Origin of the sequence: Cryptosporangium phraense (assembly GCF_006912135.1) — a bacterium.
GTDB classification, from domain to species: domain Bacteria; phylum Actinomycetota; class Actinomycetes; order Mycobacteriales; family Cryptosporangiaceae; genus Cryptosporangium; species Cryptosporangium phraense.
This window is the reverse complement of sequence record NZ_VIRS01000006.1, coordinates 118,376-132,077: the sequence shown is the minus strand read 5'-3', so window position 1 is coordinate 132,077 and position 13,702 is coordinate 118,376. Positions and strand designations below refer to the sequence as shown.

Sequence of the window (13,702 nt, the reverse complement as noted above, 5' to 3'; positions counted from 1 at the left end):
TCGGAGCACGTGACTGATCAGCGAAAAGGCCTGTTCTACGGGCTGGCCGCCTACGTGGCCTGGGGCGCGTTCCCGCTCTACTTCCGGCTCCTGAAGCCCGCCGGCCCACTGGAGATCCTGGCCCACCGGATCATCTGGTCGCTCGTGACGGTCAGCGTGCTGATCCTCGTCCTGCGGCGCTGGCGGTGGTTCCGGACCGCCGGCGCCCGGACGCTCGGCCTGCTCGCACTGGGCGCCGTGCTGATCGCTGTGAACTGGTACACGTACATCTACGGCGTCAACTCGTCGCGGGTCGTCGAGACCGCTCTCGGGTACTTCATCAACCCGCTGATCTCGGTGCTCTTCGGCGTCGTCATCCTGCACGAACGGCTGCGCCGGCTGCAGTGGGTCGCGCTGGCGATCGGCGCGGTCGCGGTCGTCGTCCTGACCGTCGACTACGGTCGGCCGCCCTGGATCGCGCTCACGCTCGCGGTGAGTTTCGGCCTGTACGGGCTGATCAAGAAGGTCGCCGGGGCGCCGGCGGTCGAGGGTCTCACGGTCGAGTCGCTGGTGCTCTTCCTCCCCGCGCTCGGCTACGTGACCTGGCTGACCTGGAGCGGCGACGCCGCCTTCGGGACGGTGTCGGCCGGTCACACCGCGCTGATGGTGCTCTCCGGCGTCCTCACCGCCGGTCCGCTGCTCGCGTTCGCCGCCGCGGCCAACCGGGTTCCGCTGACGACGATCGGCCTGCTCCAGTACCTGACGCCGATCCTGCAGTTCCTGGCCGGCGTGCTGATCCTCGGCGAGCACATGCCGGCCGCCCGCTGGGCCGGGTTCGCGCTGGTCTGGCTGGCCCTCGTGGTGTTCAGCGCGGACAGCCTCCGCTCGGCCCGGCGGGCCGCCCAGATCCGGGCCAATAACGTTGTCCTAGCTCAGTAACACTGTTACTATCGTCTCCATGGACACCTGGACTCTGCTCGACGGCACCGCTGAGACCACCCTGCGCGCGTCGGTGGACGACACCGGCACGCTCCGGGCCGACCTCGCCCAGGACGTACTGGGCTGGCACCGCGACACACCCGGCTGGTGCCGGGGCGACGCCTGCATCCCCAACTTCCGCACCGCCGACCTCGAGACCGGCGACGGCCTGGACGTCGTGCGGTTCGCCGCACTGGCCGGGCTCGTCGCCGCGGTCGACGTCCCGACCAGGACGCTCGCCACCACGCCCGACGCCGGCACCCGGGCGCGGGAGCTGACCGGCGCCACCGCCCCCGAACTCACACTCCCGGAGCTGGACGGCACGCCGTTCGCGCTCAGCAGCCTCCGCGGCACGAAGGTCGCGCTGGTGTTCTGGGCCTCCTGGTGCGGCTGCCGCTACGACCTGCCGGCCTGGCAGCAGCGCCACGCCGAGCTGGCCGACCAGAACTTCACCGTCGTCACGATCGCGCTCGACGCGAAGCCGGCCGACTCCGCCCCCTGGCACGCCGAGGCGCACACCACCCACCCCGCGCTGGTCGACGTCGACGGGGTGGCGGCGGACGCGTTCGACGTCGTCAACGTCCCCACCGTCGTCTGGCTGGACGAGGAGGGCCGGCTGGTCCGGCCGCAGGACTCGCAGACCGCAACCGACACGTTCCGGGACTGGAACCACCTGTCGGCCGAGGCCTCCGGCGAGGCCCTCCGCCGGTGGGTCCGCGACGGTGACGCCGGGCTGACGCCCGACCAGGTGCGGGAGCACCTGCGGCTACCCTCCGCGGACGACCAGCGCGCCCGGGCCGAGACCCGCCTCGCGTCGTGGCTGGCCGACCACGACCAGGCCGACGCCGCCGAGCGGCACTTCGCGGCCGCGGCCGCGGCCGCACCTCACAACGTCGCCCTCCGGCGGGGCGCGATGCCGCGGCGCGGGGTCGACCCGTTCGGCGAGGAATACTTCGCGCTGGCGGGCGAGCTCGCCGAGGCCGGTATCCAACTCCACCGCCCGCTGCCGACCGGAGCCGACGAATGACCACCCCCTACCAACGCGCCCAGGCCGCCGGCCAGGACGCCCTGCGCCGCACGGTACTGGACGCGGCCGGCGCGCTGCTGGTCAGCGAGGGGCCGCAGGCGCTGACGATGCGGAAGGTCTCCGGGGAGATCGGCTGCTCGACGACCGTGCTGTACACGATGTTCGGCGGCAAGGACGGGCTCGCCGAGGCGCTGTACCGGGAGGGGTTCGCGCGCCTGCGAGCCCGGCTGGTCGCCGCGGTCGACGCGGCCGGCGACGACCCGGCCGAGCGGCTGGCCGCGACCGCCCGGGCGTACCGGGAGAACGCATTGGCCGAACGCGCCTACTACGGCGTCATGTTCGGCCAGGCGATCCCCGGCTTCACGCCGTCGGCCGAGGCCCTGGCCGAGTCGAAGCGCGCGTTCGACGTGCTCGGCGAGTCGGTGGCCGCGCTCGGCGGCGGCCGGGCGCCCGAGCCGGACGTCGATCCGACGAACCTGCTCTGGGCGGTCGCGCACGGCGTCGTCAGCTTCGAACTCGCCGGTCACTACCCCGACGAGAAGTCCGCCGCCGCCGCGTACCGCACCGCGCTCACCGCGGTGAGCGCGTACCTGGGCCTGCGTTAGGCCGTGTTTCAAGGGTTCAGGCCGTCGTGGGCGTGGGCCAGGCGGCGACCGGCAAGGCGGAGGTCTTTCCGGCTGCCGCTAGCCTTTTTGCAGCTGTTGTATCCGGGAAGGCCGACAACGCCGCCGGTCGTCGTCTGGGCCTCGGCCACGGCGGGCTGCTGGCCTTTGAAGCACGACCTAAGGCGCCTGGAGGAACTCGACGATCCGCTCCGGGAGCTCGGGGTTGCCGAGCGTGGAGACGTGGTCACCGGCCACGAAGCGGCCGACCGCCTTCGGGATCGCGTGCACGAGCACCTCCGGGCGCGCGGCCATCCGGTCTTCCGACCCGGCCAGCACGAGCGTCCGGGCGGTGATCCGGCGCAGCGGGATCGGGTCGTCGTGCGCGGCGGCCACCTGCGCGGCCAGCGCCAGCCGGTCGGCCTGCACCGCGTCCACGTACTGCCGGAACTCGCGGGCCTCGGGATCGGAGATCGACCCGACGTCCGGCGCCCGCAGCGCTTCCAGGCGCGCGGCCCGGTTCCAGACCCGCGTGTCGACGCCGCCGACCTCGACGATCCCCGCGCCGACGCCACCGGCCACCAACCGGCGGACCCGGGTGTCGGCGGCCGCGGTGAGCAGCGCGGTGATCGCGCCCATCCCGTAGCCGACCAGGTCGACGGCGTCGGCCTGGAGGTCGTCGATCAGCGCGGACACGTCCCGGGCCATCGTCCGCTCGCCGTAGCGCGCCGGGTCGTGCGGCTTCTCCGAACCGCCGTGGCCCCGGGCGTCGACCGCGACGACCGTCCGTCCGGCCCGCGTGAGCGCACCGGGAACGCCGGCCTGGATCCACGTCAACGCGGAATCCGCACCGAATCGATGCAGGAGAATCACCGGAGGTAATTCGGCATCTCCCGCCCACCGCTTGTACGCCAGCGAAACTCCGTCAAAGGAGACATACTTCTCCACTACTTCCCCCACCACATGAGAACGGGCCCGCCCCCGGGCCTATTCGCATCGTCCCTGACGGTGAACAGTTTTCGCAAAGAAACGCGGTTGCGCCAGGTCTGTCACCCTGCGTATCCCGATAGTTTTGTCCATTCAGGGTGCTCGGCGCTCTACCGTGGGCGCAGCGATGCTTCCCGGGGAGGCGCATGCGCGCGGTATGGAAAAAGCGTCCGATGGCGCTGGTCGTGGCCGTTGTCCTGGTGCTCGGGATCGTCGCCACCGTGCTCATGTGGACGTTACGCACCCGCGAGCCCAAGCCGGACGAGCTCGCCGCCACCCGCTACGGCTTCAACACCGACGGCGGCGCGGCCTGGGCACCGGAGTCGGGCCGATTGGTCATGACGAAACGGGGCGCCCGGGAGCACATCGCGATCGGCTTCCGATTCCGTACCCGCGCGGCCATCGAGCGGCTCGACGGACGGGCACTGGAGCTGCGGCTGGCCGTCCGGACGATCGGGCCGTGCGGAGCCGACGCCGGCTGGACGGTCCAACCGGCCGGAGGCGGCGCCTCGCCGAGCGTCCGGGGCTTACCGAAGGAAGCTCAGCCGTACGTCGCCGTGACCGAGGGACAGACCTGCACCGAGACGCTCGTGCGGATCGGCAGCGCGAGCCCGGAGGAGCTCGCGCCGGGACAGGACTACACGGTGACGACCGACATCCCGGCCGGGACGGGGAACCCGATCGGCGCGACGCTGACCGTCGCCCGGCGGACGACCGACGACTGCGACCGGAAGGCGACGGCCGAGTGCGTGACCGGGACGGTCGCGTCCGACGGTCCGGACGTGGAGGAGCTGGTCAGCGCCGACCGGGGCTGGCAGTTCAACGGCAACGGCTGCCGCCGCTGGTTCGCCGACGCGACGACGAGCTTCCCGTGCCTGCCCGACCGGGGCGCCCGGATCATGACGCTCGGCGACAGCATCACCGCGGGCGCGATCGGTGACCACACCTGGCGGTACTGGGCCTGGCAGAAGCTCGATCCGTCGTCCCACCCGACCTGGGTGGGGTCGAAGACGGAGACCTGGACCGGCGACTACGCGGTGCCGCACACGCAGTGGGCCAGTAAGCACGACGCCCAGTCCGGCGTCAGCGCGGCCACGGTCGTGGGGTGGGTGCCGGGGCTGATGGCGTCCGAGCGGCCGGACATCGTGATGATCGACCTGGGCACGAACGACACCCACCCGCTGTTCGGAGCGGACGCCGCCGCCGCGGCCGCGAGCCTGGAACGGATCGTCGACGAGGTGCAGACGGCCAACCCGCGGGCGCAGATCCTGCTCGCCCAGCCCGACGGGCACCACGACGTCGCGCTGAGCATCATGGCTCAGCTGGCCGTGCGGATCGCCGGTATCGCGGCCGCGCGCACGACGAGCGACTCGCTGGTGAGCATCGTCGACCTGCGGACCGGCTGGAACCGGGACGTCGACACCTACGACGGCACCCACCCGACCCAGGCCGGCGAGTACTTCATCGCCAGCCGGTTCGTGAACCGGCTGTCCGGCACGTACGCGTACGGGCGGGTGTTCGGCTCGGTACCGAAGCCGCCGGTGCCGGCCGCCCCGACCGACGTGAAGGCGCTGGCCCAGGACGGCGGGTTGCTGATGGCCTGGGATCGGGTTCCGCAGTCGAGCGAGTACCGCGTCTACCTGCGCGATTCGACGTCGGGTGGGCAGTTCGAGCGGGTGGAGGCGGGATCCCGGGAGCTGGTGTGGGGGACGAAGGAGCTGGTGCTCGGCCACGAGTACGACTACTACGTCACGTCGGTACAGGCGGAGCGGGAGAGCGAGCCGTCGAAGATCGGGTCGTTCCGAGCCCGGTGAGGGTTGGAACACTTTAGTTGGCCTATTCAATAATCTCGGGGAAAGCTAGGGGGTGTGCCTGAGCTGTCCCGCCGCCGGCGTGTGGCGATCCTCGCGACGTGTTGTCTGAGCCTGTTCCTCGTCGGGCTCGACAACACGATCGTCAACGTCGCTCTGCCCTCGCTGGGCAAGGAGCTCGACGCCCCGCTCTCCGGCCTGCAGTGGACGGTGGACGCCTACCTGGTCGTGCTGGCCGCGCTGCTGATGCTGGCCGGCTCGATGGGCGACCGGTTCGGCCGTCGCCGGGTGTTCCAGATCGGGTTGGTCCTGTTCACGCTCGGCTCGCTGCTGTGCAGCCTGGCGCCGAGCCTCGGATGGCTGATCGCGTTCCGGATGATGCAGGCGGTCGGCGGGTCGATGCTCAACCCGGTCGCGATGGGCATCATCACGAACACGTTCACCGACGCTCGCGAGCGCGCGCAGGCCATCGGGGCGTGGGGCGCGGTGTCCGGGGTCAGCATGGCGCTCGGGCCGGTGGTCGGCGGGTTGCTCGTCGACACGGTGGGCTGGCGGTCGATCTTCTGGATCAACGTCCCGGTGGGGATCGTGGCGTTCGTGCTGGCGCTGCTGATCATCCCGGAGTCGCGGGCCGCGGTGCCGCGGAAGTTCGACCCGGTCGGCCAGGTGCTGATGGTGGTCGCGCTCGGCGCGGCGACGTTCGGGCTGATCGAGGGGCCGTCGCGGGGCTGGGGTGCGGCGGCCGGGTTCCTGGTGCTGGCCGCGGTGGCGGTGGCCGCCCTGGTGACGTACGAGCCGCACCGCGAGCAGCCGCTGATCGACGTCAAGCTGTTCCGGAGCGTGCCGTTCGCCGGGGCGTCGGTGACCGCGGTCGTGCACTTCGCCGCGCTGGCCGCGTTCCTGTTCCTGAACACGCTGTACCTGCAGCAGTCGCGCGGCTACTCGGCGCTGGCCGCCGGGGCGCTGACGTTGCCGCTGGCCGCGGCGGCGGTGATCGCGTCGCCGGTGTCGGGGCGGCTGGTCGGGCGGGTGGGGGCACGGCTGCCCATGGTGCTGGCGGGATCGGCGGTGGCGGTCTCCGGGCTCGTCCTGGCGTTCCTGACCGGCTCGACGCCGCTGGCCGTGCTGGCGGTCGCGTACGGGTTGTTCGGGATCGGGCACGGGCTGGTGAACGCGCCGATCACCAACACCGCGGTGTCGTCGATGCCGAAGGCCCAGGCCGGGGTGGCGTCGGCGACGACGTCGGCCGCCCGGCAGATCGGCCAGGTCCTCGGGGTGGCGATTGCCGGGACGCTGACCAGCGGGGTCGCCGCGTCGGACGCCGGGTTCGCGCGGGCCACGCATCCGGCGTGGTGGCTGGTCGTGGGGATCGGGGTGGTCGTGGTCGCGCTGGGGGTCGTCACGACGACGCCGTGGGCCGAGCGTTCGGCCCGGCGCGCGGCCGACGGCTGGGAGCCGTCCGACTTACCGGGCCGGGCGCCGGCGCCGGTTCACTGACGATCGGGCCTACGCCGGGTCGGTGTAGGCCCGATTCGTTGTCGTCAGGCCGGGCGGACGTGGATGACGTCGCCGGCGGCGACGTGGGTGGCGCCGACGACGAGGCGGCCCTCGGCGTCGATGTCGTCGGCTCGTCCCTGGACGGGCTCGCCGCCGGGGACCTCTACCCGGACCTCGCGGCCGAGCGTGTCGCACCGCTCCCGGTACGACGCCAGCAACCCGGACGCCGCTGCGTCGCCGTTCGACGCCCGCCAGAACTCGTACTCGTCCTTCAGTGCGCCCAGGATCGCTACCAGGAGCTCGTCGCGGTCGGTGACGGGTGCGCCCTCGATCGCCAGCGACGTGGTGTCCGGGCGGTCGGGGGGCAGGTCGTCGCGGCCGAGCGTCACGTTGAGCCCGATCCCGAGCACGACCGCGTCCCCGGCCGCTTCGGCCAGGATCCCGGCCGCCTTCTTGCGCTGCGGGCCGATGAGCAGGTCGTTGGGCCACTTCAGCCGGGCGTCGACGCCGGGCAGGGCGCGGGCGGTGGCGACGCCGGCCAGCAGCGGCAACCAGCCCCACCGCTCGGTCGGGACGTCGGTGGGGCGGAACAGCACCGAGAACAGCAGCCCGGCCCCCGGCGGCGACGTCCACGAGCGGCCGATCCGCCCGCGCCCGGCGTCCTGTACGTCGGCGACCAGCACGGTCCCGGCCGGCGCCCCGCCCCGAGCGGCCTCGGCCAGGTCGGCGTTGGTCGACCCGGTCCGGGGTACGACGTCCAGAGCCACCCAGAAGTCGTCCAGCAATCGGGCCCGCAAAGCCTCTTGTTCCATGCCACGGAGAGTAAATGAGGCTTGTTCGGGAGCGTTCCGCCGCGCGGATCGCAGTGGCCAGCGTGTGACGGGCTCAAATGGCGCGCTCGGTCCCGAACAAGTCTCAAAGTGATCCACGCCTTACTTCCGCGGCACGTCCGGGAAACTGACTTAGGCTCGCGGCCAGCAGCGCTGCGGAGGAGGGCACTCACCGATGACTCTCGAAGCCACCCAGCCGTCCGACTCGGTCGACGAACCGGACATCCACACCACGGCGGGCAAGCTCGCCGACCTGGAACGACGGGTGGACGAGGCGGTCCACTCCGGTTCCGCCCGCGCGGTCGAGAAGCAGCACGCGAAGGGCAAGAAGACCGCCCGCGAACGCATCGAGGCCCTCCTCGACGAGGGCTCGTTCGTCGAGCTGGACGAGTTCGCCCGGCACCGCTCGACCCAGTTCGGGCTCGAACGCAACCGCCCCTACGGCGACGGCGTCGTCACCGGCTACGGCACGATCGACGGCCGCCAGGTCTGCGTCTTCAGCCAGGACGTCACGGTCTACGGCGGCGCGCTCGGTGAGGTCTACGGCGAGAAGATCATCAAGGTCCAGGACCTGGCCATGAAGATCGGCTGCCCGATCATCGGCATCAACGAGGGTGGCGGCGCGCGGATCCAGGAAGGCGTCGTCTCGCTCGGCCTCTACGGCGAGATCTTCCAGCGGCACGTGCTGGCGTCCGGCGTCATCCCGCAGATCTCGCTGATCATGGGCGCGACCGCCGGGGGCCACGTCTACGGCCCGGCGCTGACCGACTTCGTCATCATGGTCGACCAGACGTCGCACATGTTCATCACCGGACCGGACGTCATCAAGACGGTCACCGGCGAAGAGGTGAGCTTCGAGGACCTCGGCGGAGCCCGGACGCACAACACGAAGTCCGGCAACGCCCACCACATGGCCGCCGACGAGGACGACGCGCTGGAGTACGTCAAAGCGCTGCTCTCGTATCTGCCGAGCAACAACCTCGACGAGGCGCCGGTCTACGAGGAGCCGGCCGAGACCGACGCGGACTTCCTCGACACGTTCATCCCGGACTCGGCCAACCAGCCCTACGACATGCACCGGGTGATCGAGGCGATCGTCGACGACGGCGAGTTCCTCGAGGTCCAGGCGCTGTTCGCCCCGAACATCCTGATCGGCTACGGCCGGGTCGAGGGCCGCCCGGTCGGCGTCGTCGCGAACCAGCCGATGCAGTTCGCCGGCACGCTCGACATCGACGCGTCCGAGAAGGCGGCCCGCTTCGTCCGCTTCTGTGACGCGTTCAACATTCCGGTTCTCACGCTCGTAGACGTCCCCGGATTCCTGCCCGGCACCGGCCAGGAGTGGGACGGCATCATCCGGCGCGGGGCCAAGCTGATCTATGCCTACGCCGAGGCGACGGTCCCGAAGATCACGCTGATCACCCGCAAGGCGTTCGGCGGCGCCTACGACGTCATGGGGTCCAAGCACCTGCGGGCCGACCTCAACCTGGCCTGGCCGACCGCCCAGATCGCGGTGATGGGCGCCCAGGGTGCGGCGAACATCGTGTACCGCCGGGAGCTGTCGAGCATCGAGGATCCGGAGCAGCAGGCGGTCCGCCGGCAGGAGCTGATCGCCGAGTACGAGGACACGCTCTTCAATCCCTACATTGCCGCCGAACGCGGATATGTCGACCAGATCATTCGGCCGTCCCAGACTCGTGTTCAGATCGTCAGGGCACTGCGTATGCTTCGCGGCAAGCGGGATTCTTTGCCACCCAAGAAGCACGGCAATATCCCGTTGTAACGCTGTGCTCGCAGAACTTGCCGCACAGTTGCTTCGCACCGGACGATAGGGACGTGATGACCACCGATGACGCCGGCACCGAGCCAGTTCTTCGGATCCTGCGGGGCGTACCCACTGCCGAAGAGCTCGCCGCGCTGGTGGGCGTGCTCGCGGCTCGGTCGGCGGCGGTGACCCCGGCGGCCCCGCAGGCGCGGGAACTCTGGCGTCGCAAGGAAGCACGGGTCGGTGCCCCGCTAGTCGCGGGTCCGGGGGCGTGGCGCGCCTCCGGGCTCCCTCGATGAGCCTCACGATCCGTCCACTCCGCCGCGGAGACGTCGAAGGCTGTCTCCGGGTCATCGCGTCGCTGCCGCGCTTCTTCGCCGTCAGCGAGGGCGGTCCCCTCGGCGAGAGCATGCGCGCCGACGTCGCCAAGGAGGCCGCGGCCAAGGAGGCGGCCGAGCGGGCCGCGGCGGACGAGACCGCCAAGACCGACGAGCCGGAGAAGGTCGGCGCGCACCGGTCGCAGTCTTCCGGCGCGTCGCGGACCCCGCTCCGCAGCACGCGCCCCACGTCCGCGACGCATCCGGCGTCCGGTGTGCATCCGGTCCGTCCCCGCCGCGGTCGTCACGGCATGCCCGACGACGAGGACGAGCCGGCGCCCGGCGGCCGGAGCATCGCCCAGGCCGCCCGTGACCTGGGCACCCAGGGCGGGCTGGTCGCGATCGGACCGGGCGGCGACGTGCTCGGGTTCCTGACCTGGAAGCGCCACGGTGACAAGGCCGCGGAGATCACCTGGATGGCCGTCCACTCCGCACTGCGGCACAAGGGCGTCGGCACCACGTTGCTGACCAGGTTGGAACGGCTGCTGGCCACCCAGGGTTTTCAGAACATCTCGGCGATCACGTCCGCGTTCTCCCACACCTACGAGCCCACTCGGCAGTTCTGGCGCGGCCGCGGATACGCCCCCGTGCTGGAGCTGGAGGATTTATGGGAGACCGACGTGGCGCTGGTGCTGACGAAGTCGCTGGAACCATGAGGCGGCTGATTCTGGCGTCCCAGTCGCCGGCGCGGCTGAACCTGCTGCGCAACGCCGGGTTCGCGCCCGAGGTGATCGTGTCGGGAGTGGACGAGTCCGGCGCGACCGGTACGCCCAGCGAGATCGCGCTCGAGTTGGCCCAGCTCAAGTGCCGCGCCGTCGTGGCCACCGAAGCCGCGGCCGGCGCGGTGGTGATCGGCTGCGACTCGGTGCTCGAATTGGACGGCGTGGCTTACGGAAAGCCGAAGGACGCCGCCGACGCGGTGACCAGGTGGCAGCTGATGGCCGGGCGCACCGGCGTGTTGCGCACCGGGCACTGCATCGTCGACTCGGTGACCGGCCAGGAGGTCTCGGCCGTGGCGTCCACCGCGGTGCGATTCGGGACGCCGTCGGAGGATGAGGTTGCGGCGTACGTGGCGAGTGGGGAGCCGCTCGTGGTGGCCGGTGCGTTCACGATCGATGGCCGTGGTTCGCTGTTCGTGGAGGGGCTGGATGGTGACCACACGAACGTCATCGGCCTCTCGATGCCCCTGTTCCGCTCGCTGCTGTCCCAACTAGGGATCCCCGCCGTCTCCCTCTGGCCCTGACCCGCCCCCGGATGTGCGCCCGCGGCCGCGGGGCCCCGTGGGGCTGCGGGGCCGACAGCGCGAACGGGTGTGCACTACCGCGCGGATTCACGACTTACCGGGCTTCTGAGCAGCCGGGAGACCCCGGAAAGTCGGTAAAGCGCGAGTCACCCTGCCCTGAGGTGGTTGGTGGCACCGTCGTCGGGGTCGGCCCCTGCGGTTCGCAAAGGCAGCGACCCCGGCAGGCATCGGCGCCGACCACGAAACCCAGCCACCCGCCGTGCCGCCGCTGCCGACCGGCCGCGGCCGAGCCGCCACCGCCTGACCTGAGCGCCCCCGGTCGGCCGACTCAGCCACCGGTTGCGCCTGTCGGCGGACACAATGACCGGCCGATCATCCGCCGCCCCACTCCATCCCCCGCCGACCCTTCGCGCCCGTTCGGCCGCCCGCCGAGCCCACGCCGGCCGACCCACCGACTCCGGCCCGGCCACCCGCCGGGGTGCGGAGAGCGAGGTCACGGGCGCGGTGGCCCGTCAGGCGCGGGCTCGGGGCTCCGGCGCGTGGCCGCACGCCGGGCATGAAACGCAGGCGCGGGGCGCGGGACGGAGTGCACAAGGCGCGGGACGCAGGCCACAGGGGGCGCAGGGACGCCCGCGAAGAGCGCAGGCGCAGGCCCCGGGCGCAGGGACGCCCGCGAAGAGCGCAGGCGCTGGCCGCGGCGCAGGGGCGCCCGCGAAGAGCGCAGGCGCAGGCGGCGGCGCAGGCGTAGGTGCAGGCCGCAGGCGCGGGACGCAGGGCGCAGGCGCGGCGCAGGGGTGCAGGGGCACAGGGTGCGGGCGGAGGCCGCGGGCGCAGGGCACGGGCGCAGGGCGGGGCGCGGGCGCAGGGCACGGGCACAGGCACGGGCACGGGCAAAGGGCACGGGCACAGGGCGCGGGAGCAGGGCGCGAGCGTAGGGCACGAGCGTAGGGCGAGGGCGCAGGGCGCAGACGCAGGGCACGGGCACGGGAGCACGGCGCGGGCGCAGGGCACGGGCACAGGGCGCGGGTGCAGGACACGGGAGCAGGGCGCGAGCGTAGGGCGCGAGCGCAGGGCGGGCGCAGGGCGGGCGCAGGGCGGGCGCAGGGCGCGGGCGCAGGGCACGGGCGCGGGCACGGGAGCACGGCGCGGGCGCAGGGCGCGGGCGCAAGGCGCGGGACGCAGGGCGCAGGCGCGGCGCAGGGGTGCAGGGGTGCAGGGGTGCAGGGTGCGGGTGGAGGGCGCGGGCAGAAGGCGGGGGTCGGCGGGCGGGGGCGCGGGTTTGCGACTTTTGGGGGCTTCGCGGGGCGGGAGAAGCCCGGAAAGTCGTCGAAGCGCGGGCGAGAGGTACGCACGGCGCAGGGGACGGCGCTCTCGGGCGGCTGCTGAGGGATTACGCGGGTAGCAGGGTTGACTTGGTGGAGCGGCGGACTCCTAGGACCCCTAGCGCCGCTGCGGCGAAAAGGGCTGGAACTACTAAGAACGCCGCGTGCGGGCCAACCACGTCGGCCAAGGCTCCGAGAATGAACGGCCCCCCACCGATCGCCAGCCCAGCCGCATACGACGAATACCCAGCCGCCCGATCCGACTGCCCCCCAGAAGCCCGCAACGCCAGATCCACCGACAACGGAAACAACGGCCCCAACCCCAACCCCAGAACCGCCAGCCCGACGATCGCCCACCCCGCCGCGGTCACCCCCCAGAACACCGCCGTCCCGGCCAGCGCCACCCCCAGCGCCGGCAACAACACGACGAACCCCGGCAACCGGGCCGCGAGCAACGCCCCCACGATCCGCCCGGCGCACATTCCGCCCACCACCGCGGTCACCGCCGCGGTCGCCAGGGCCGCGCTCGCCCCGGTCCGGTCGCGGAGGACGTCCGACGCCCAGAGCGTGGTCGCGAACTCGGCCGCGATGCAACACAGCGTGACGCCCCAGGCGATCCAGTACCGGCCCGGTAAGGCAGCATTTACAACTTCGGTTCGCCGCCCATCGTCAGAATGAAGCGGAGGGGACGGCAGGCGGGCACCGGTGGACCGGCCGACCACCAGGATCACGGCCGCAAGCACGCTCGCCACCAGCAGCGCGGGCCGCCAGCCGTAACCGTGGTCGAGGGCGAGCCCGACGGCCAGCGGGGCGATCAGGCCGGTGCCGGTCGCGATCGCGTTGCCCTCGACCAACGCCGCACCGGACGTCTCGGCGCCGTGGACGTCGAGCAGCGCGGGCGGGGCGACGTTGACCAACGTGGAGCCGACGATCCCGCAGCAGAGCGTGGCCGCGATCGTCACGGCCGGGGCGGACGGGACCGACACCAGCAGCACGATCCCGAGTCCGAGACCGAGCACGGTGCCGTAGAGCGTGTTGCTGCGGCCGATCCGGCGGGCCAGCACCGGGTACAGCGCTCCGGCGACGAGCGCGCCGGCGGCCAGCGCGGTGCTGTGCAGGCCGGCCACCGCGCGACTGGTGCCCTGCTCGTCGCGGATCAGGGGGACGACCGGGCCGAAGCCGTAGATGAACCAACCGTAGAAGCCGAGGCTCGCGTAGACGAGATACGTGGCGCGCGTGCGGACGAGTCTCACTATCGCCAGCCTAGCCTCCGCGATCGCTACCGAT

The 13,702-nt window shown here is 72.1% G+C and carries 12 protein-coding genes; 9 read left to right on the top strand and 3 right to left on the bottom strand.

What is annotated here, in order from left to right; genetic code table 11:
• Positions 1 to 9: 9 nt before the first annotated feature.
• From rarD to FL583_RS10850, 3 genes are read left to right on the top strand one after another with little or no spacing between them, the layout of a single operon-like run.
• The gene (gene rarD / locus FL583_RS10860; RefSeq protein ID WP_142704447.1) at positions 10 to 918 is read left to right on the top strand and encodes an EamA family transporter RarD; all 909 of its coding nucleotides are present in this window, start codon (positions 10 to 12) and stop codon (positions 916 to 918) included.
• Between the two features lie 19 nt (positions 919 to 937).
• Positions 938 to 1,984: a TlpA disulfide reductase family protein gene (locus tag FL583_RS10855; RefSeq protein ID WP_142704446.1), complete on the top strand. Its 1,047-nt coding sequence runs from the start codon at positions 938 to 940 to the stop codon at positions 1,982 to 1,984.
• Positions 1,981 to 2,589, top strand: coding sequence for a TetR/AcrR family transcriptional regulator (locus FL583_RS10850; protein WP_142704445.1), 609 nt, complete (start codon positions 1,981 to 1,983; stop codon positions 2,587 to 2,589). Before FL583_RS10855 ends, FL583_RS10850 begins: the two co-directional genes overlap by 4 nt.
• A gap of 177 nt (positions 2,590 to 2,766) precedes the next feature.
• Here FL583_RS10850 and FL583_RS10845 read toward each other — a convergent pair whose 3' ends face one another.
• A complete protein-coding gene (locus tag FL583_RS10845) occupies positions 2,767 to 3,534 on the bottom strand; it encodes an alpha/beta fold hydrolase (RefSeq protein ID WP_142704444.1) in 768 nt (255 codons plus the stop codon).
• A 185-nt stretch (positions 3,535 to 3,719) separates the two neighbouring features.
• On the opposite strand from FL583_RS10845, the gene FL583_RS10840 reads away from it, so the two are divergent.
• Together FL583_RS10840 and FL583_RS10835 are read left to right on the top strand one after the other, a co-directional pair.
• Positions 3,720 to 5,387 (top strand): GDSL-type esterase/lipase family protein, encoded by a 1,668-nt coding sequence (locus FL583_RS10840; RefSeq protein WP_142704443.1) that lies wholly within the window; start codon positions 3,720 to 3,722, stop codon positions 5,385 to 5,387.
• 54 nt (positions 5,388 to 5,441) lie between these two features.
• Positions 5,442 to 6,881 carry an MFS transporter gene (locus tag FL583_RS10835; protein ID WP_142704442.1) on the top strand — a complete coding sequence of 480 codons (1,440 nt, stop codon included), beginning with the start codon at positions 5,442 to 5,444 and terminating at the stop codon, positions 6,879 to 6,881.
• A gap of 44 nt (positions 6,882 to 6,925) precedes the next feature.
• On the opposite strand, the gene FL583_RS10830 is transcribed toward FL583_RS10835, so the two are convergent.
• Complete coding sequence (locus tag FL583_RS10830; protein WP_142704441.1) at positions 6,926 to 7,693, bottom strand: biotin--[acetyl-CoA-carboxylase] ligase; 768 nt, start codon at positions 7,691 to 7,693, stop codon at positions 6,926 to 6,928.
• 193 nt (positions 7,694 to 7,886) lie between these two features.
• Here FL583_RS10830 and FL583_RS10825 point away from each other — a divergent pair, with 193 nt between their 5' ends.
• From FL583_RS10825 to FL583_RS10810, 4 genes are read left to right on the top strand one after another with little or no spacing between them, the layout of a single operon-like run.
• Positions 7,887 to 9,491: an acyl-CoA carboxylase subunit beta gene (locus FL583_RS10825; protein ID WP_142704440.1), complete on the top strand. Its 1,605-nt coding sequence runs from the start codon at positions 7,887 to 7,889 to the stop codon at positions 9,489 to 9,491.
• 56 nt (positions 9,492 to 9,547) lie between these two features.
• A complete protein-coding gene (locus FL583_RS10820; protein ID WP_142704614.1) occupies positions 9,548 to 9,772 on the top strand; it encodes an acyl-CoA carboxylase subunit epsilon in 225 nt (74 codons plus the stop codon).
• Positions 9,769 to 10,506 carry a GNAT family N-acetyltransferase gene (locus FL583_RS10815; protein WP_142704439.1) on the top strand — a complete coding sequence of 246 codons (738 nt, stop codon included), beginning with the start codon at positions 9,769 to 9,771 and terminating at the stop codon, positions 10,504 to 10,506. The genes FL583_RS10820 and FL583_RS10815 overlap by 4 nt, the downstream gene beginning before the upstream one ends.
• Positions 10,503 to 11,093 (top strand): Maf family protein, encoded by a 591-nt coding sequence (locus FL583_RS10810; protein WP_142704438.1) that lies wholly within the window; start codon positions 10,503 to 10,505, stop codon positions 11,091 to 11,093. Before FL583_RS10815 ends, FL583_RS10810 begins: the two co-directional genes overlap by 4 nt.
• Positions 11,094 to 12,483: 1,390 nt before the next feature.
• Here the strand turns inward: FL583_RS10810 and FL583_RS10800 are convergent.
• Positions 12,484 to 13,668: an MFS transporter gene (locus FL583_RS10800; RefSeq protein ID WP_170323588.1), complete on the bottom strand. Its 1,185-nt coding sequence runs from the start codon at positions 13,666 to 13,668 to the stop codon at positions 12,484 to 12,486.
• Between the last annotated feature and the right edge of the window lie 34 nt (positions 13,669 to 13,702).

Excerpts from the sequence above, each read along its gene's own strand:
- FL583_RS10825 (WP_142704440.1), top strand. The coding sequence starts at position 7,887 with ATGACTCTCGAAGCCACCCAGCCGTCCGACTCGGTCGACGAACCGGAC.
- FL583_RS10810 (WP_142704438.1), top strand. The coding sequence starts at position 10,503 with ATGAGGCGGCTGATTCTGGCGTCCCAGTCGCCGGCGCGGCTGAACCTG.
- FL583_RS10820 (WP_142704614.1), top strand. The coding sequence starts at position 9,548 with ATGACCACCGATGACGCCGGCACCGAGCCAGTTCTTCGGATCCTGCGG.
- FL583_RS10840 (WP_142704443.1), top strand. The coding sequence starts at position 3,720 with ATGCGCGCGGTATGGAAAAAGCGTCCGATGGCGCTGGTCGTGGCCGTT.
- FL583_RS10815 (WP_142704439.1), top strand. The coding sequence starts at position 9,769 with ATGAGCCTCACGATCCGTCCACTCCGCCGCGGAGACGTCGAAGGCTGT.
- FL583_RS10830 (WP_142704441.1), bottom strand. The coding sequence starts at position 7,693 with ATGGAACAAGAGGCTTTGCGGGCCCGATTGCTGGACGACTTCTGGGTG.
- FL583_RS10855 (WP_142704446.1), top strand. The coding sequence starts at position 938 with ATGGACACCTGGACTCTGCTCGACGGCACCGCTGAGACCACCCTGCGC.
- FL583_RS10850 (WP_142704445.1), top strand. The coding sequence starts at position 1,981 with ATGACCACCCCCTACCAACGCGCCCAGGCCGCCGGCCAGGACGCCCTG.